This window comes from Endothiovibrio diazotrophicus (genome assembly GCF_054657215.1).
In genome coordinates, this window is record NZ_BAAHXB010000002.1 from 1 (window position 1) to 18,492 (window position 18,492).

At 66.9% G+C, this 18,492-nt stretch carries 14 protein-coding genes; 6 read left to right on the plus strand and 8 right to left on the minus strand.

Translation table 11 applies throughout. The annotated features are described in order from the left end of the window. Positions 1-2: 2 nt before the first annotated feature. Both ACYQ2W_RS00735 and moaA read right to left on the minus strand, forming a co-directional pair. Positions 3-896 carry a glycosyltransferase family 9 protein gene (locus tag ACYQ2W_RS00735; protein ID WP_459862422.1) on the minus strand — a complete coding sequence of 298 codons (894 nt, stop codon included), beginning with the start codon at positions 894-896 and terminating at the stop codon, positions 3-5. Positions 897-1,044: 148 nt separating this feature from the next. Further along, positions 1,045-2,028, minus strand: a complete 984-nt coding sequence (gene moaA, locus ACYQ2W_RS00740; protein ID WP_459862425.1) for a GTP 3',8-cyclase MoaA — start codon at positions 2,026-2,028, stop codon at positions 1,045-1,047. A 305-nt stretch (positions 2,029-2,333) separates the two neighbouring features. Between moaA and thrC the strand changes: the two genes are divergently transcribed. The 3 genes from thrC to ACYQ2W_RS00755 all read left to right on the plus strand — a co-directional run bounded on the left by thrC (position 2,334) and on the right by ACYQ2W_RS00755 (position 5,229). Next, the gene (gene thrC, locus ACYQ2W_RS00745; protein WP_459862428.1) at positions 2,334-3,719 is read left to right on the plus strand and encodes a threonine synthase; all 1,386 of its coding nucleotides are present in this window, start codon (positions 2,334-2,336) and stop codon (positions 3,717-3,719) included. Between the two features lie 168 nt (positions 3,720-3,887). Further along, on the plus strand, positions 3,888-4,685 hold the full coding sequence (locus ACYQ2W_RS00750) for a hypothetical protein (protein WP_459862431.1): 798 nt from the start codon (positions 3,888-3,890) through the stop codon (positions 4,683-4,685). A gap of 256 nt (positions 4,686-4,941) precedes the next feature. Further along, positions 4,942-5,229 (plus strand): high-potential iron-sulfur protein, encoded by a 288-nt coding sequence (locus tag ACYQ2W_RS00755; RefSeq protein WP_459862432.1) that lies wholly within the window; start codon positions 4,942-4,944, stop codon positions 5,227-5,229. A 261-nt stretch (positions 5,230-5,490) separates the two neighbouring features. Here ACYQ2W_RS00755 and ACYQ2W_RS00760 read toward each other — a convergent pair whose 3' ends face one another. From ACYQ2W_RS00760 to ACYQ2W_RS00775, 4 genes are all read right to left on the minus strand, one after another. Then, a complete protein-coding gene (locus ACYQ2W_RS00760; protein ID WP_459862434.1) occupies positions 5,491-7,587 on the minus strand; it encodes a TonB-dependent receptor plug domain-containing protein in 2,097 nt (698 codons plus the stop codon). Positions 7,588-7,761: 174 nt separating this feature from the next. Continuing rightward, positions 7,762-8,331, minus strand: a complete 570-nt coding sequence (locus ACYQ2W_RS00765; RefSeq protein WP_459862436.1) for a hypothetical protein — start codon at positions 8,329-8,331, stop codon at positions 7,762-7,764. A 68-nt stretch (positions 8,332-8,399) separates the two neighbouring features. Further along, the gene (locus ACYQ2W_RS00770) at positions 8,400-8,939 is read right to left on the minus strand and encodes a hypothetical protein (RefSeq protein ID WP_459862438.1); all 540 of its coding nucleotides are present in this window, start codon (positions 8,937-8,939) and stop codon (positions 8,400-8,402) included. Positions 8,940-9,267: 328 nt separating this feature from the next. Further along, positions 9,268-10,347 carry a TRAP transporter substrate-binding protein gene (locus ACYQ2W_RS00775; protein ID WP_459862440.1) on the minus strand — a complete coding sequence of 360 codons (1,080 nt, stop codon included), beginning with the start codon at positions 10,345-10,347 and terminating at the stop codon, positions 9,268-9,270. Positions 10,348-11,059: 712 nt separating this feature from the next. On the opposite strand from ACYQ2W_RS00775, the gene ACYQ2W_RS00780 reads away from it, so the two are divergent. The 3 genes from ACYQ2W_RS00780 to ACYQ2W_RS00790 all read left to right on the plus strand — a co-directional run bounded on the left by ACYQ2W_RS00780 (position 11,060) and on the right by ACYQ2W_RS00790 (position 16,352). Further along, a complete protein-coding gene (locus ACYQ2W_RS00780; protein WP_459862442.1) occupies positions 11,060-14,311 on the plus strand; it encodes an LAGLIDADG family homing endonuclease in 3,252 nt (1,083 codons plus the stop codon). Positions 14,312-14,560: 249 nt separating this feature from the next. Further along, positions 14,561-15,268, plus strand: coding sequence for a TSCPD domain-containing protein (locus ACYQ2W_RS00785; protein WP_459862444.1), 708 nt, complete (start codon positions 14,561-14,563; stop codon positions 15,266-15,268). A gap of 445 nt (positions 15,269-15,713) precedes the next feature. Next, the gene (locus ACYQ2W_RS00790) at positions 15,714-16,352 is read left to right on the plus strand and encodes a hypothetical protein (RefSeq protein ID WP_459862446.1); all 639 of its coding nucleotides are present in this window, start codon (positions 15,714-15,716) and stop codon (positions 16,350-16,352) included. A gap of 227 nt (positions 16,353-16,579) precedes the next feature. On the opposite strand, the gene ACYQ2W_RS00795 is transcribed toward ACYQ2W_RS00790, so the two are convergent. Next, positions 16,580-16,864, minus strand: coding sequence for a hypothetical protein (locus ACYQ2W_RS00795; RefSeq protein WP_459862448.1), 285 nt, complete (start codon positions 16,862-16,864; stop codon positions 16,580-16,582). A gap of 3 nt (positions 16,865-16,867) precedes the next feature. After that, entirely contained in the window at positions 16,868-18,466 is a 1,599-nt protein-coding gene (locus tag ACYQ2W_RS00800; RefSeq protein WP_459862450.1) for an AAA family ATPase, read from the minus strand. Between the last annotated feature and the right edge of the window lie 26 nt (positions 18,467-18,492).

Sequence of the window (18,492 nt, forward strand, 5' to 3'; positions counted from 1 at the left end):
GGCTAGACCTGCCGCACCGTGGCGTGGCGGTACCAGCGGCTGTGGCCGTCGTCGTGGGCCCAGCGCCATTCGCGGCGGTTGGTGAGCAGTACCGTGGTCGGTGTTCCGATGGCGGCCGCCAGATGGGCCACGGCGGTGTCGATGGTGATCACCCGGTCCATCCGGGAGAGGAAGTGGGCGGTGTCGGAGAAGTCGTCCAGCGCGGGGGCGAGGTCATGGACGCCGTGGGTCGCGAAAAGCTCCCGTTCCTGCCCGGTGGGCTGGAGCTGGAAGGAGTAGAAGGCGCTCCGCTCTCCCCCCTCCGCGCGGCGCGCCTCGTCGAGGATCGTCGGCAGGTCGATCGATTTGCTGTGCGCCAGCTCGGTGCCGACGTTGCTCCTCCAGCACAGCCCGACCCGCCGGGCGTCGTCGCCGTCGTCGATCAGGGCTGCGCGGGGGTGGTGCTGCGGCGGATTGATGTAGCGCCCCTTGCGGTCGTATTTCTTGACCCCGAGGTGGCAGGGCAGCGAGAGCAGTGAACTGATGTACTGGATGTCCACCTGATGGGGGCGGTCGGGGGAGAGGTAGTCGCAGAAGGCGAAGCTCGCCTCGAACAGCGACTCCAAGCGGTCCTGGGCCTTCAGCAGGATGGTGCACTTCTTCTGCTTCAGCGGCAGCAGGAAGCGGGAGAAGAAGATGGCGTCGCCGTAGCCCTGTTCGGGGTAGACCAGGATGGCCTTGCGCGCCGGATTCTGGCCGCGCCAGCGGAACGGCTCCAGCTGTTGGGCGGACATCCCGAAGGAGCGGAAGACCTGCTCGGCGTGGTCGGCGATCTCCGGCGCGGCAAGGCGCTCTTCGTAGGCCTGGAAGCCCTCGTGAACACGTCCATCCAGCAGTGCCTGCTCGCCCCAATCCATCGTTCATTCCCCTTTCTCGGTCGCAAACCGGGGATTCTAACCATGAAGGGCATGAAGCGGAACGAAGGGCAGGAAGAAGACTTCATGTTTTTCGTTCCGCCCCATGCCCTCCATGGTTCGATCATCGGGCGCCGTATCGAATGCGGGTTCAGCCGCCGGTGAGGGACATGTAGCGGAGGATCCGGTCGGGTTTTTCCTGGAATTCGTGTTTCTGCGGTTTGAGGGCGATCGCCTCGAGGATCGCCGCGTGCAGCGCCTCGTCGCTCGCGCCGGCGCGCAGCAGCGGGCGTAGCGGGTACTGGTGGTCCTGGCCGAGGCACATGAAAAGGGTGCCGTCGACCGCCAGGCGCACCCGGTTGCAGGTGTCGCAGAAGTGGCGGGAGAGGGGGGTGATGAAACCGATGCGCAGCTCGCTGGCGCCGAGGCGGACGTAGCGGGCGGGGCCGCCGCCGGGGAACAGATCGGGGATCAGCTCGAAACGCTCGGCGAGCCGCCGGCGCACCTCGTCGAGGTCGACGAAGTGGTCGCCGGCGCGCCGCCCGCCGTCGCCCACCGGCATCGCCTCGATGAAGCGCAGGGTGAAGCCGTGGTCGCGGCAGAACTCGACCATGTCGAAGACCTCGTGATCATTGATCCCCTTCATCACCACCATGTTGATCTTCACCGGCTGGAGACCCACCGCGGCGGCGCGTTCGAGGCCGCGGATCACCGGCGCCAGCTCGCCGCGGGTGATCTCGCGGAAACGCGCCGGGTCGAGGGTGTCGAGGCTGACGTTGATGCGCTGGATGCCGGCCTCACGGAGGCCGTCGGCGTGGCGCTCCAGTTGGGTGGCGTTGGTGGAGAGGGAGAGGTCGTCGATGCCGGGGATGGCGGCCAGTGCGCGGACCAGCGGGACGATGTCGCGGCGCACCAGGGGTTCGCCGCCGGTGACCCGGATGCGCCGGGTGCCAAGGGCGGCGAACGCCGCCATCACCCGCACGGTCTCCTCCGCGGTGAGCCACTCCCGCGGCGGACGGAACTCCTTGAAGCCCTTCGGCAGGCAGTAGAAGCAGCGCAGGTCGCAACGGTCGGTGACGGAGAGCCGCACGTACTCGATGCGCCGCCCGTGGGGGTCGATGAGGCCGTCGGTCATGGTGGTCGGAGGCGGGGGGGGTAGAGGGGGTAGGTGAATTTTAACCGCTCCCAGGGGGGCTGGGAACGGCGGAAAAACGCCTTTTTTCCTTGGGTTGATGTGGCTCAAGTAGTTTTGTCGCGGCTCCGCGTTGATCACGAGGACCGGATTCGAGCCACCCGGTACGCTGTCGGAGGGGGCCTTCTCCGCCATGTCGGGCCGGCGGGTGTCCGACTCCACCCGAGCCTGTACAATACGCGGCTTCTCCAGGCGGCGTTGCCGGAGCGCGCGCGCCGATCGATGCAACACCACTCAAGGTCCGATCCATGCGTTATCTTTCGACCCGCGGGGGCGTGGCGCCCCTCACCTTCTCCCAGGCCGTGATGATGGGGCTCGCCTCCGACGGCGGCCTGCTGCTTCCCGAGACGATTCCCACCGTCGACGCCGAGACCCTGGCCGCCTGGGCCGGGCTCCCCTTTGCCGAGCTGGCGATCGAGGTGATCGGCCGCTTCGTCGGCGACGACATCCCCCGCGACGACCTGGCGGAGCTGATCCGCCGCTCCTACGCCACCTTCACCCACCCCGAGGTGACCCCGCTGGTGGCGGTGGACGGCTTCCAGGTGCTGGAGCTGTTCCATGGCCCGACGCTGGCTTTCAAGGACGTTGCGCTGCAGTTCCTCGGCAACCTCTTCGAGTACCTGCTGAAGCGTGACGGGGGCAAGCTCAACATCATCGGCGCCACCTCCGGCGATACCGGCTCGGCGGCGATCTACGGCGTGCGCGGCAAGGCGAACATCGACATCTTCATCCTCCACCCCCACAACCGGGTCTCGCCGGTGCAGGAGCGGCAGATGACCTCGGTGCTCGATGGCAACGTCCACAACATCGCCATCGAGGGCTCCTTCGACGACGCCCAGGGGATCGTCAAGCAGCTGTTCGGCGACGCCGACTTCAAGCGCGACTACCAGCTCGGCGCGGTCAACTCCATCAACTGGGCGCGGATCGCGGCGCAGATCGTCTACTACTTCCACGCCTGGGGCCGGCTGAGCGGCGGTGACGTCAACCACAAGCCGGTCTTCAGCGTGCCCACCGGCAACTTCGGCGACATCTTCGCCGGCTATGTGGCCAAACGGATGGGGCTGCCGGTGGAGCGGATGGTGATCGCCACCAACCGCAACGACATCCTCGCCCGCTTCGTCGCCAGCGGCGCCTACGCCTCGGGCGAGTGCTACGCCACCCTCTCGCCGGCGATGGACATCCAGGTCTCCTCCAACTTCGAGCGCTACCTCTACTACCTGATGGATGGGGATGCCACCGCGGTGAAGGGGCTGATGGAGGGGTTCGCCGCGACCGGCCGGCTGGAGGTGAGCGAAGAGAAGCTGGCGCAGGTGCACACCGACTTCGCCGCCCACGCGGTGGACGAGGAGCAGACCCTGGCCACCATCCGCGAGGTGTTCGAGGCGACCGGCTACGTGCTCGACCCGCACACCGCGGTGGGGGTGGCGGCGGCGCGGGCAGAGGGCGTGGACGGCGCGGTCTGCCTCGCCACCGCCCACCCGGCCAAGTTCACCGAGGCGGTGCAGCGGGCGATTGGCCGCGAGGAGCCGCTGCCGGCATCGTTTGCCGACCTGATGGAGCGGGAGAGCCGCATGGAGATCCTGCCGGCCGACGCCGGGGCGATCCGCGAGTACATGCAGCGCACCCTCTCCTGAATCCGGGATATCCAAGGAGGCGGCCCCGCGGGATGCCGCCCATCCGCTCAACCGGGCCGATGGTCCGTGATGGGGTTGTATCAATCGCGCCGCTGGCTAGAGTGTGAGGAAAATCCTGAGCCGGCCACGGATCGCGCACGGCCCTTAATCACACCAGGAGACGTTGCCATGAAACACCCCCTCCACTGGCTCGCAGCCGCGACCCTCGCCGCCACCCTCTCCCTGCCGGCCGTTGCGGCCCGCCCCGACGACACCGGCGGCGGCCAGTCCAACGCCGACCACGGCAATTCGGCCAACGCCCACGCCCAGGGGAGCCCCGGTTCCGGTCGCGGGCTGATCGTTCCCAGCCGCCACGTCTACTATCCGGGGGACACCCTCCAGGTGCGGGTGGTCTACCCGAGCAGCCTCACCGCCATCTGGAACGGCGAGGCGGAGAGCTACATCGTGATCCATGTGCCGGGCGGCGCGGCCATCCCGGTGCCGCTGACCAGCGACATCCCCGATTCGGTGGTCAGTCTGGTGGAGCTGACCGACCTCGACACCAGCCAGCTCACCCCCGGCGACTACCAGCTCGGTCTGGTGCTCACCGTGCCCGGCGGTGATCCGCTCAATATCGACGACTGGTACCAGGGGTTCCGCGGCCTGCTCAGCGTCGAGCGGGTGCGCTTCAGCGAGACCACCGATCCGGCCGACGCCGACGGTGACGGCGAGTTCGACAACGACAGTGACGGCGACGGCTTCGGCGATGACGAGGCCCTCGGTGCCGGCGACGACGAGGCCGCCGGAGGCGACACCTCTGGCGGTGATGACAGCGCCAGCGGCGACGACACCTCCGGCGGTGACGACAGTGCCAGCGGCGACTCTTCGTCCGACGACTCCTCCTCCGACGATTCCTCGAGTGACGGCAGCTCCACGGATGGGAGCTCCACGGACGGTTCCAGCGACGGTACCACCACGTCCAACTGAGCGCCTGCTACATGCGGAGATCGGAAGGGGCCCGGCAGGGCCCCTTTCTCGTTGGTGGCCCCCTGTGCGGAGGGGCGCCAACGGGCGGCCGCGGCGCCCCTTTCCGGCGGTTGCTCCCTGCGTAGTGCAAAAATTACTTGTTCTGCATGCGAGAATCCAATACGTTGAGCGATGCTGCCAAGGGCCGTGGCCCGCCCGCCCATCGCGAGGCGCAGCTGAATCAAACTTGTTGTGTGCTCATTAAGGAGTCATCTAGATGAATCAAAAAAATGTTAGCCGCCGTGCGGTGCTGAAGGGCCTTGCCGCTATTCCGGTTGTCGCTACCCTCAGCTATTCCGCTACCGCTTCCGCCGAGGCGTTGAACCCCGATGACGCCCTGGCCAAGGCGATGGAGTTCACCCTGAAGAGCGAGAAGGCCGACCAGGACTGCGCCAACTGCGCGCTGTACCAGGGCGGTGCCAACCCCACCGGCCCCTGCCCGATCTTCGGCGGCAAGGACGTGCCGGCCGTCGGCTGGTGCAAGTCCTGGGTCAAGAAGTCCTAAGGACTCCAGGCGTCCACTGCCGTTGCAGATCCTTGCGGCGGCAGTGGGATCCCCTTCACACCTTCCTACCGATCCCTTCATTCGCACTCCTGGTGCCTCTCCGGCCGCCAGACCTCCAGATCCCAGTAGTCTGCTCCCCGCCTGAAACGTCCATCTTCGCCCTTTGGCGGATCGTCGTGCGCTGCGCGTATGGCGAGCCCGATTGCGTGAAACGCGCTGCCGGGCGATAAACGGGGAGCCGCCGACGCGGGATCCGCGGGTTCAGAAGCGGTAGTCGATACTGGCGTAGAGGGTGCGCCCGGCCAGCGGCAGGTCGCCGGGGATCAGGCCGGAGGGAGGCGTCGGCTCCAGCGCGCGCTCGTCGAACAGGTTGTCCACGGTGAGGTGCGCGCCCCACTTGGCGTGGGGCTCGCGGTAGTGCAGGGCGAGGCTGGTGAGGGTGTAGTCGTCGGTCGCGGGGCGGCTGTCGCCGGGTGGGCGGGCGCGGTCGGAGACCCGGTTGACGCGCCCGTCGAGGCGCCAGCGGGGGGTGATCCGCCAGTCGGCGCGGAGGTAGAGCTGGTGTTGCGGGGCGAGGCCGACGGCGCTGTCCCGCTGGGTGTCCTCGGCGTGTTGCCAGGCGTAGTTGGCGCTCAGGTCGAGGGTGTCGCTGGCCGCCCAGCGTCCCTCCAGCTCCATGCCGTAGCCGTCCTGCGAGCCGGCGTTGCGTTCGGTGACGCTGGTCGCCGGGGCCGGGTCGGGTACCGTGCGGATGATGTCGCGCATGGCGTAGCGGTAGGTGCTCAGCGTGCCGCTCCAACTGGCGGCGGGGTGGTAGACGAAGGAGAGTTCGAGGGTGTCGATGGTCTCCGGTTTGAGCGCCGGGTTGCCGAAGTAGACCGGGTTGGCCTGGTTGTAGAGTTCGGCGAAGCTGGGGGCGCGGAAGGCGCGGCCGTAGAGCAGCTTGGTGGTCAGCGCGTAGTGGGTGGCCCAGACCAGGGCGAGGCGCGGGTTCAGCGTGCCGCCGACGTCGGAGTAGTGGTCGTAGCGCATGCCGGCGGTCAGCTCCCAGTCGGGGGCGAACTGCCACTCGTCCTGCAGGTAGGCGAAGGCGCCGTGGCGCGACTCCTCGGGGAGGAACACCCGGGGGGTGTCGTCGACGTCGACCACCGCGCCGGTGTAGACCGGCAGTCCGGTGAGCGGGTCGATGACGAAGTTCTTGCCCTCGCGGGTCTGGTAGATCTCATCGCCGAACAACCCGACGCCGAGGCGGACGCGGTGGTCGGCGATGCCGGTGTGGACCGCCGAGGCCTGCAGCCGCAGGTGGCGTTCGGCGACGTCCGGGTTGCCGATCATGCCGTCGGGAAAGAGGCTGGCGGCGAAGCGCGTACCGGCGGGGTAGAGGATCAGGTCGGTCCACTGGCGGTAGCGGTGGAACGCCGCCTCGACAGTGACGTCCCACTGCGGGGCGACCTCCCGGTTCCAGGTGAGGTCGGCGGTCAACCGGTCGCGGTTCACTTCGCCCGCGGGGTCGAGGGCCTGGGCGACGCCGCCACCGGTGCCCATGTTGGCACGGCCCTCGTAGGCGCCGCGCAGCCGCCACGGCCCCTTGGCCAGGTCGAGGCGCAGGTCCAGCCGCTCGCGTTGCCGGTTGACCGGGCCGGGGGCGAGGGAGGCGCTGGTGCCGAAGGTGGTGTCGAGGCCGCTCTGGGCGTCGGCGGCGATCCACGGATCGGCGCCGTCGGTGGTGTCGGCCTCGAGGATGAAGGCGGCACGCACGCCGCCGATCCGGCCGCCGTGGAGCAGGCTGACGCGGCGGATGCCGTCGCTGCCGATACCGGCCCGCGCCTCGCTGCCGTGGAGATCGTCGGGACCCTTGGTGACGATGTTGATGACGCCGGAGAAGGCGTCGGCGCCGTAGAGCGCCGAGCCGGGGCCGCGTACCACCTCGATGCGCTGGATCGCCGCCACCGGCATGCCGCCCCAGACGTTGCCGCGATCGCCGTGGAAGATGCTGGTGATCGGGAAGCCGTTGACCATCATCAGCACCTGGGGGTTGAACTCGCTGGCGATGCCGCGGATCTGGTAGAGGGCGTTGTAGGCGATCGGATGGGCGGAGACGTGGAGGCCGGGGACGCTCTCCAGCACCTCGTCCAGTTCGTTGGCGCCCATCGCCTCGATGTCGTCGGCGGTGATCACCGTCGCCACCGCGGGGGCGCGCGAGAGGGGTTTGGCGGTGCCGGTGGCGAGCAGCAGCTCAGGCTCGTCGCCGTAGAGCGCGGCGAGGTCGTCGGCGGCCGGCGCAGGAGCGGAGAGGGCGCAGAGGAGCGGAAAAAGGAGGACGGTCGCGAAAGGGCGGGGTGTGGAAAGGGGATTCACGACGATTGCCTCGGCTGGAGTGGTGCCCCCCTTCCCTGGAGGCGGCGGGTCCGCGGTTCGCCTTCGATTTTTTCAATTTCACTCGGTATAAGTCAAATCCTGATTTTATTGTAAGAGAAATCTTAGACAATGCAGAGGTTTCCTCTTCGCGGGCGGAAGGCAAGGGGGGGGCGGCTATTCGACGGTGAAGTACACGGGGGTGTTGCCGTAGACAACCTCTTCTCCTGTCTGGTAGCCGGCGAAGACCAAGAAGGTGCCTCGTATTCCGGTCAGGCTGGCGATGTCGAAGTGCTCGATGGCGGAAAGCGGATGAGGTCCTTCCGCGGCGGTGAGACTCTCCGCTTCGCCGTCCCACGGGTACCACTGTTTCCCGTCGCGCATATAGAAGTGCATGTGGGAGGGCTCGCTATAGAAGATGGCCACGGCTACCAGCGAGCCGGTGGCGCCGACGTCTGCCGGGTCGGTTTCGATGGTTGCGGAGACCTCCAGCAGGTCACCTGCCAAAAAGTCGCCGTAGATAAGTTGGGTGACACCTCCGTTACCTGAGACGCTCGGGTGGATCGACGCGGCCGTGGGGGCGCCCGAGAAAGTCGCTCCGAGGGAGGGGGCGGGGTCCATCGCGCCAGCGGCAGCGGAGTCGCTTGGTTCCGGGAACAGGGGTGCAGCGGTTGCTCCAATCGGTGCCGCCAGAACGAACGCCACCGTGAAGAGAAGGCGTTTCCAGCCTGTCGTCCTGTGCTTCATGGTCGCAGTCTCCTCTGCATTTCCCGCCGTTTCGCGGGGCGGTCCACGTCGCTCCAAGTCGCCTGAGGTCACTCGACGGTGAAGGTCAGAGGGGTGATGTTGTACGCCAGCTCGCCTCCGACCTGATAGCCCACGAAGACGGTGAAGTCCCCGCGCAGCCCGCTGAGGTCCGTGATTACGTCGACGTCCTCGTTCGCTGGCAACAGGTGGGAAGCGACCGCGGTCGCCAAGGATTGCGGCATACCGTCCCAGAGGAGCCACTGCCCGCCTTCGTCCCGGGTGTAGTAGGCGTTGTTGCACTTGGCCACCATGAAGATCTCGGCGTTCAGCCCGACCGCGTTCGGGTCGGGGGCGATGTTCGCGGAGACCGTCAATCGGTCGCTCGCCAGGAAGGTTCCGGTGGTGTGTTGGGTGGCACCGCCGTCGTTGGTGACGGCGACCGTGATGACCGCGTTCGATACGTACCAGAGGTCTATTGTGGAACGGGGGGTGGAGGCGTTCTCCATCTTGGCGGCCGATGCCGCGGGTGTTGCAGCGTGGGCGGGGAGGAGCGCGGCAGAGAGGATGAGGAGTGCAGCGCCTGTTGCGGACCGGCTGGGGTGGTTCATTAGGGGGGGCTCCTGCCTTCGGGTTGATTCCGTGATGGAGGGCTCTCGGTTGCGGAGGGTTTTCCTCCGTCAGGATGCTTGGCGGACCGGGGCCCCTGTCCGGCTATTGAACCGCAAAATGGGCGAAAAGTGAAAGTATTTCAATTACTTTTGGTGATTTTCCTCTTGCCGTTTCAGGCTTTTTCCCAGTCCTCCCACCGCACGTGTTTTTCTTGGTGCCCGCGAAAAAAGCGCGGGGACCGCAAAGACGCAGAGGGCGCAAAGGCTTGTTGCTCTTCTCTGCGCCCTCCGCGTCGAGCATCCGCAGCCGGATCGTGTCGCTGGTGGATCAGCCGCCGCGGGCGTTGAGGTAGGCCCGCTCGGAGATGTCGTGCCAGGCGATCGCCTGTTCGCGGAAGCTGCGGAAGGAGTCGTAGACCTTTTTCGACAGCGGGTCCTTGGCGGCGATCTCGCCGACCACCTCGTCGGAGAGCGCCTTGAGCTTGGCCAGCACGTCGTCGGGGAGCCTCTTCACCTGGACGTGGTGTTCGTTGACCAGGGTGTGCAGGGCGGTGTTGTTGCGCGCGGTGAACTCGGCCAGCATGTCCTGGTTGGCCACCCGCGTGGCATTGGTGACGATCGCCTGGAGATCCTTGGGCAGGGCCTCGAAGGCCTCCCGGTTGACGAAGCACTCCATGGCGCTGCCCGGCTCGTGCCAGCCGGGGTAGTAGTAGTACTTGGCCGCCTTGTAGAGGCCGAAGGCGAGGTCGTTGTAGGGGCCGACGAATTCGGTGGCGTCGATCGCCCCCGATTGCAGCGAGGTGAAGATCTCGCCGCCGGGGAGCGACACCGGGGTGCCGCCGGCGCGCCTCAGTACCTCGGCGCCGAGGCCGGGGATGCGCATCTTCAGCCCCTCCAGGTCGGCCACCGATTTGATCTCGCGGTTGAACCAGCCGGCCATCTGCACGCCGGTGTTGCCGGCGGCGTTGGGGATCAGGCCGAAGGGGGCGTAGACCTCCTGCCACAGCTCCATGCCGCCGCCGTGGTAGAGCCAGGCGTTCATCTCCTGGGCGGTCAGGCCGAAGGGGACGGCGGTGAAGAACTGGGCCGCCTCGCTCTTCCCTTTCCAATAGTAGGCGGCGCCGTGGCCCATCTGAGCTGAGCCGCGGGAGACCGCGTCGAACACCTCGAATTCCGGAACCAACTCTTTCGCCCCGAAGACTTTTACCTGGATGCGGCCGTCGGAGAGTTCGCCGATCCGCTTCGCCAGGAACTCGGCGCCGGTGCCCAGGCCGGGGAAGTTCTTCGGCCAGGTGGTGACCATCTTCCAGCGGATCTTCTTGGCGGCGACGGCGGGGGCGCCGCTCAGGGTGGCGCCGGCGGCGGCCGCGCCGACCCCCAGCTGCTTGACGAAGTCACGGCGTTTCATCGTTCGGTTTTCCTTCTTCTTAGGGCCCGCGAAAGAATAACTTCCGGTTTTGGGGCGTCGAGACGCCGCTCCAGCAAGGCGCGCAAAGGGGCGCATACTCGTTGTATGCAACCCTTTGCGCAACGCCGCTGGAGAGAATGGATCGGCGTCCCAAAACCGGAAGTTATTCTTTCGCGAGCCCTTAGTGTGGCGGTGGGCACCGTCTGCGGTGCGCTGCGGCCTACTCTAACTCCGCATCGGACGGGGCGCAAAAGGGGCTTTCGGGGTGTGGGCTGTAATGGGAATGACCACAACATATAGTGGTGACCCTGCGAATGGCGCGGGATTGGGCCATGTGCTTGAATTTGTTGGAAAAAGGCTTATTAGAAAAACTGTTATATTATTGATTATAAACAATAAAACTTCATTTCTGTCGTTCCCGTGCGAAGGCGGGAAGGGCCCTTGACAGGGGGGTGTATGAGGTCATAACCTTTCCGCCGACACACAACATCTTGTGGTTAAGGATTTTCCGGCGGTCCCCGTTGCGACCGCCTTTCGGCGCCGGGCCTCCGGCGTCGATTTGCGGGACGGAGGGGTTCGCGGGTGTCGCCGGTCGATTTTCCGCGGGCCCGTTTCACGTCGTCCGTCACGCGCAACCTAACAACACCTGGGGAGTTGTCCGATGAGCCGTGCCCACCTCAAGTCCGTTCCCGATTCCACGAATCCCGAGACCATGAATCAAGAGATCTCCATGCAGCAGGCGTCCCTCGACATCTGGGACAAGAAGTACCGCCTCAAGTCGAAGAACGGTCAGGTGGTCGATGAGACCATCGACTCCACCTACCAGCGGGTGGCCCGCGCCCTGGCTGACGTGGAGGAGGACGAGGCGAAGCGCGAGGAGTGGTTCGGGAAGTTCGTCTGGGCGTTGCGCCGCGGTGCCATCCCCGCCGGGCGGATCACCTCCAACGCCGGTGCCTGGGAGCACAAGCCGGCCACCTCGACCATCAACTGCACCGTCTCCGGGACGATCAGCGACTCGATGGACGACATCCTCGCCAAGGTCCACGAGGCGGGGCTGACGCTGAAGGCGGGCTGCGGCATCGGCTACGAGTTCTCCACCCTGCGCCCGCGCGGTGCCTACGTCTCCGGGGCCGGCGCCTACACCTCCGGGCCGCTGTCGTTCATGGATATCTACGACAAGATGTGCTTCACCGTCTCCAGCGCCGGCGGTCGCCGCGGCGCGCAGATGTCCACCTTCGACGTCGGCCACCCCGATGTCCTCGACTACATCCGCGCCAAGCGCGAGGACGGCCGGCTGCGTCAGTTCAACCTTTCGCTGCTGGTGACCAAGGAGTTCATGGAGGCGGTGAAGAACGATCGCGAGTGGAAGCTCGCCTTTCCGATCATCGCCGAGGAGGCGGAGAGCGACGGCATCGACACCAGTGATTCCGATCAGGTGGTGTGGCGCGAGTGGCCGCTGCGCGAGCCCTACCTCGTCAACGACGAGGGCAAGGTGGCGTGCAAGGTCTACCGCACCATCCGCGCCCGCCGGCTGTGGGACGTGATCATGTCCTCCACCTACGACTACGCGGAGCCGGGCTTCATCCTCATCGACCAGTACAACGAGATGAACAACAACTGGTGGTGCGAGAACATCCGCGCCACCAACCCCTGCGTCACCGCCGACACCTGGGTGCAGACCGCCGCGGGGCCCCGCCAAGTGGCCGAACTGCTCGGCACGCCGTTCGTCGCCCGGGTGGATGGCGCGGGGCACGCCAGCGGTGCGGAGGGGTTCTTCAAGACCGCCACCAAGGAGGTGGTGCGACTGCGTACCCGCGAGGGGTACAGCCTGCGCCTGACCGCCGACCACCGGGTCCGCCGGGTGACCCGGTTCACCCGCTATACCACCGAGACCGAGTGGTGCGAGGCGGGCCGGCTGCGCGCCGGCGATCGGGTGTTGCTCAACGACCATCGCGCCGATGCCGAGTGGGCGGGGACCTACAGCCACGGCGAGGGCTACCTGATGGGGCTGCTGGTGGGGGACGGCACCCTCAAGCGCGACGAGGCGGTGCTCTCGGTGTGGCGCCGCCGGGCGGTGGCCAACGGCGCCGATGGTGTACTCGATGCCGGGGTGGAGGCGGTGATGGCCGAGGCCCTGGAGGCGGTGCGGGCGCTGCCCCATCGCACCGATTTCTCGGGGTGGTACGCGGTGGCCGGGCGCGACGAGCTGCGGTTCTCCACCGCCGCCATTCGCGGTCTCGCCTTCGACCTGGGGATGATGCCCGGCGCCAAGGGGATCACCGCCGAGGTCGAACGGGCCTCCAGCGACTTCTATCGCGGCTTCCTGCGCGGCCTGTTCGATGCCGATGGTTCGGTGCAGGGTGGGCAGGAGAAGGGGGTCTCGATCCGCCTCGCGCAGTCCGATGCGGCGACGCTGGAGGCGGTGCAGCGGATGTTGCTGCGCCTCGGCATCGCCTCCTCCGTACACCGTGATCGCCGCGCCGCCGGCACGGCGTTGCTCCCCGATGGCCATGGCGGGCGGGCGGAGTTCCCGATCCAGGCGCAGCATGAGCTGGTGATCAGCGGCGAGAATCTGGCCCGCTTCCGCGACTTGATCGGTTTCGCCGACGGGGACAAGCAGGCGCGGTTGGACGGCCTGCTCGCCGGTTACCGCCGCACCCTCGATCGCGAGCGGTTCACCGCCCGGGTGGAGGCGGTGGAGGCCGACGGGGTCGAGGCGGTCTATGACGTCCAGGTGCCCGGCATCAACACCTTCGACGCCAACGGCCTGCACGCCCACAACTGCGGTGAGCAGGGTCTCCCTCCCTACGGTGCCTGCCTGCTCGGCTCGATCAACCTGACCAAGTTCGTCCGCGACCCCTTCACCGAGGGGGCGCACTTCGATTGGGAGGAGTTCCGCGAGGTGGTCTCGGTGTTCACCCGCATGCTCGACAACGTGGTGGAGATCAACGGCCTGCCGATGCCGCAGCAGCGTGAGGAGATCACCCGCAAGCGGCGCCACGGCATGGGCTACCTGGGGCTAGGCTCCACCGTCACCATGCTGCGCATGGTCTACGGCTCCGAGGAGTCGGTGGCGTTCACCGAGCAGGTGACCCGCGAGATGGCCCTGGCCGGCTGGCGCACCGGACTGGAGCTGGCCCGAGAGAAGGGACCGGCGCCGATCATGGGCGAGGAGTTCGAGGTCACCGTGGAGATGCTCGAGCGCCGCCCCGAGATGCTGCGCGACGGCTGGAAGGTGGGCGATGCGATCAAGGGGCGCGAGCTGCACGCCAGGTACAGCCGCTACATGCAGCGCATCGCCCAGGCCGATCCGAAGCTGGCGGCGGAGCTGGCCGAGGTGGGCGCGCGCTTCACCCACCACAGCTCCATCGCCCCCACCGGCACCATCTCGCTCAGCCTGGCCAACAACGCCTCCAACGGCATCGAGCCGAGCTTCGCCCACCACTACGCGCGCAACGTGATCCGCGAGGGCAAGAAGTCGAAGGAGAAGGTGGACGTCTGGTCGTTCGAGCTGCTCGCCTACCGCGAGCTGGTCAACCCCGACGCCCAGCCCTTCGCCGAGGACGAGGCCTCCCAGCTTCCCGACTACTTCGTCTCCTCCGAGGACATCGACCCGCGGGCCCACGTCGACATCCAGGCGGCGGCGCAGAAGTGGATCGACTCGTCGATCTCCAAGACCATCAACGTGCCCACCGAATTCGCCTACGAGAAGTTCAAGGACATCTACCTCTACGCCTATGACAAGGGGCTCAAGGGGTGCACCACCTTCCGCTTCAACCCCGAGGCGTTCCAGGGGGTATTGGTGAAGGAGCAGGATCTGGCCAACACCACCTACCGCTTCACCCTCGACGACGGCAGCGTGCTGGAGGTGAAGGGCAACGAGGAGGTGGAGTACGACGGCGAGCTGCATACCGCCGCCAACCTCTACGACGCCCTGAAGGAAGGGTATTACGGAAAATTCTGAAGATTGGCCACGGAGTCACGGAGCACACGGAGATTCGATACTTTCTGCCCCGTGCCCTCCGTGGCTCCGTGGCAAATGTCGTAGGGTTCGCGCCGGGGAACGAGGCACGCCCTACCCGTTTTTCGCATATTCGGAAGACAACGTGGAGAAGTGCCGGCGTCCCCGCGGGCGCGGCACCGACATCAAGATGAATTCGAATGTCTGGTGATCTCAAGCACCAGATATTCGAAACTCCAGAGGAGTTTCGAAATGGCAGTGAAGATCGAGAAGAAGATCGTCAAGTACAACGTGGTCAGCGAGGAGAAGGAGCAGGCTGCGGCGAAGGAGGAGGCCAAGCGCGCGCCCCGCGCCGGCGAGGGCAACGTGGTCCACCTCACCGAGGAGCTGGAGCGTCCCGAGATGCTGCTCGGCTCCACCTACAAGGTGAAGACCCCGCTCTCCGAGCACGCGCTCTACATCACGATCAACGACATCGTGCTCAACCCCGGCACCAGCAACGAGCTGCGCCGCCCCTTCGAGGTGTTCATCAACTCGAAGAACATGGACCACTTCCAGTGGATCGTCGCGCTGACCCGGATCATCTCCGCGGTGTTCCGGAAGGGCGGGGATGTCACCTTCCTGGTGGAGGAGCTGCGTTCGGTGTTCGATCCGAAGGGCGGCTACTTCAAGAAGGGGGGCAAGTACATGCCCTCGCTGGTGGCGGAGATCGGCGACGCCATCGAGTGCCACCTGCGGATGATCGGCATGCTCAAGAGCGAGGAGCTCGACGAGCACCAGCGCAAGCTGATCGAGGAGAAGCGGGCCCAGTACGACGCCACCCTCAAGGAGGCGGAGAGCAGAGACCCCGGCGATTTTCCCGACGGCGCCGAGCTGTGCGGCAAGTGCAACACCAAGGCGGTGATCATGATGGACGGCTGCATGACCTGCCTCAACTGCGGGGATTCCAAATGCGGCTGAGAACTCGCTATCGCGATTTCCCAGTATTCTGATTTGCTTGTGTTGGTATGGTGGCAGGGATGCTGCGGCAAACGTTTGGCGGCCTAAGGGCCGCCTTTTTTTGCCTACAGGGACGTAGGTACCCCGCGAGAGCAGGACGCGGTAGCGGGGTTGCGAAGGGTCACTGCGGCAAGGAGAAGAAAACCGGCGAAAAACCTGGCACACCCCGCGAGAGCAGGACGCGGTAGCGGGGTTGCGAAGGGTCACTGCGGCAAGGAGAAGAAAACCGGCGAGAAACCTGGCACACCCCGCGAGAGCAGGACGCGGTAGCGGGGACTTCGGTGGGTTCGCCGAACACGGCGCCCGCGGGGCGCCCTATGTCGCGCACCGATGCCGGTACTGCGCCCCGGTTCATCCTCCGCGTTACAATGAGCCGGATAACCGTTACGACCCGGGAGAGTGTCCGATGAACGCAGCCGTCAGCCAGAAGAAACGCTCCACCGCCAAGAAGACGACCGTGGCGAAAAAGGGGAGCGCCCAATCCTCCGCCCGCCGCCCCGACCTGGATTGGAGCCAGGTGAAGGAGACGGTGCTGATGCTCGGTTTGGCCGTGGCCCAGATCGAGTCCTCGATGCGCGACGGCGACGATTCGGTCAACGTCCTCGGCAACTCGTTCACCACCATGTATGGCTCGCTGCAGACCATCGCCGCCACCGCCGACCACCTCACCGACCGCGGCGAGACCGGCAAGGTGAAGAAGGCGATCGGCCACAACGTCGCCGAGGTTTCCGGCATGATGCAGGAGGTGATCATGGCGATGCAGTTCTACGACAAGCTGACCCAGCGCCTCTCCCACGTCACCCACTCCATCGAGGCGCTGGGGGAGCTGATCGCCGACCACTCCCGCCTCTACAACCCCTACGAGTGGGCCGGCCTGCAGGAGAAGATCCGTGCCAAGTACACCACCGAGGAGGAGCGGCTGATGTTCGACACCATCATGGCCGGGGGGGACGTGGAGGAGGCGCTGGCGGCGGCGGTGGAGTTCCGGCGCGAGCGCGCCGAACGGGAGGAGGCGCTGCCCGACGACAACATCGACCTTTTTTAGCGGGATGGAAATTCTGCGAATTTCCATCCCGCTAAAAAAGTGTTGGGAGGATGGGGGGCCGCGGTGTTGTTTGGTTGACGTAGGTCGCCGCTACTGCGGCGACGTGAGCGGGGGCAGCGGGGATGGGGGTGTGGGTCGCTTTCCGAGTGCTCCGCCATCTCGTTCGGAATGGCTCCCCCGGGGTTTCACCAGGGTGCCTTCGTTCGCGTCGGCGCGGTAGCACCGACCTACGGTGGCGTTGATGGCGGTGGGCAGGAGGGGAGCTGTTCGCGTAACCACGCGCCCAGCGCGCGGGCCTCGTCCTCATCCTCGGCGGCCTGCGCCAGGCGCCCCTTCGCCAGCTCCACCTCCCCCTTGTACCAGCCGCTGCAGATGGCGTACTCCAGGGTCAGCCGCCAGCTCGCCGGCCGTTCCTCCAGGGTGAACAGGTAGGCGCTGATGCCGAGCCCTTCGATCAATCCGCGGACCTGGCGGTGGAGCGCTCCGGGGACCCGCTTGCCTGCGCCAGCCATCGCTCACCGCCCATCCAGGGCGCGCAGTTCCTGCTGGATCTTGGAGATGTTGCGCGACCAGGGGGCGTAGGCACGCAGCTCCGCCGGCAGTTCGCCGATCGCTGCCTTGGCGTCGCGGTTCAAGTCGTAAAGCCCGAACAGGATGGTGTATTTGTCCGCGCCGTTGGGGTAGCGCAGACGGATCAGGGCGGTGCGTCCGCCCAGCCCGTGGTGGTGGATGAACTCGCGCATCTGCGCTTCGCTCTCGTTGCTCATCAGCTGGATGGTGTACTTGGCCGGATCGAGGGCGAGCACGCCCTGCTCGTCCATCGGCGTATCGGCCGTCCGCAGCGGCGACGAGAGGGGCGTCGGCATGGGCGGGGCCGGCAGGGGTTCGGGGGGCTCGACGGCCGCCGTTTCGGTGGGCGTGGGGACCGGGGTCGGCTCCGCTGCGATGGGCGAGGGTTCGGCGGCGGGTGGGGTGCTCGCCTCGTCAGGCGTTTCGGCCGCGCTCGAGGGGGACGGCCCCTCTGCCACTTTCTGCTCCTCTCCCGGCTCCGCGGCGCGGATCATCAGCCGCGGTTCCGGTTCCCCTTTCGGGGTCTCCCGCGGCGGTTCCTCATCGCTTGCCGGCGGCAGGCTGAGGGGGTGCAGCTCCCGCTCCGTGGAGGCCGCGGCCGGCGGTGCGCCGTCGTTGGAGAGGGGGACCAGGACGCCGTAGCCGACGCCGGCGAGGGCGGCGAGGGCGAGGCCGAGCAGGGCGAGGCGGAGCGGGCGGCGTCTGCCGTCGCCCGTCGTGCCGCCCCCGCCGGCAGGTTTGCGCCGCCGCTCCTTCTTGCCCCCCTTCGAGTCGAGAGCGCGCTCCAGCAGGGCGCGGTGGGCCGCCTTGTCGATCCGTCCAGGGAGCCCCTGTGAGGCGCGCTGAAGCTGGCTCAGTTCGTCGTCGCCGAACGGGAGCTCCCCCTCCAGACCGGCCAGCCGCAGGCGGTGGAGCAGGTATTCGGCCGTCTGCGCCGGGGTGAAGGCGTTGATGTAGATCTGCTGCATCGGCAGGCGGTCGCGCAGCTCGTCGGGGACCAACTGGAGCGAGGTCTTGATCTGCGGCTCGGTGAACAGCAGCCCCTGGATCAGGATCCCCTCGGAGTCGCGCCAGGTGCACATGTCGAGCACCATCTCCAGGGAGCGCTCCGGCAGCAGGTGGGCGTTGTCGACGATCAGCAGCGGCTTCTGGTCGCGGGCGCGGCGGGCGCGCAGGCGGGTGCTCAGGTCGGCCAGGGTGCCGCGGTCCTCGCCGTCGTCGCCGAATACGGTGAACAGCCGCTCGGTGAGGCTGGCCGGCTCGCTCATCGGGTCGGCGTCGATGCGGCAGACCCGCCAACTGCCGTCGTTGCAGGCGAGCAGGTGCTTGATCAGGGTGCTCTTGCCGCTGTCGTGTTCGCCGCTGATCATCACCAGCCCCTCGCCGTCGATCTGCTTGAGCAGCATCTCCAGGCGCTGGTTGAAGGCCGGGTGGGCGAAGAAGAAATCGTCGTCGTCTCGCGCGAAGGGGGCGCGATTGAGCCCGAGCAGGGCGACGTAGGGGGGGAACTGGCGGAAGCTCTGTCCGGGTTCGGGGGTCGACATGGCGGTTCGGCGGCCTGGTGGGCGGT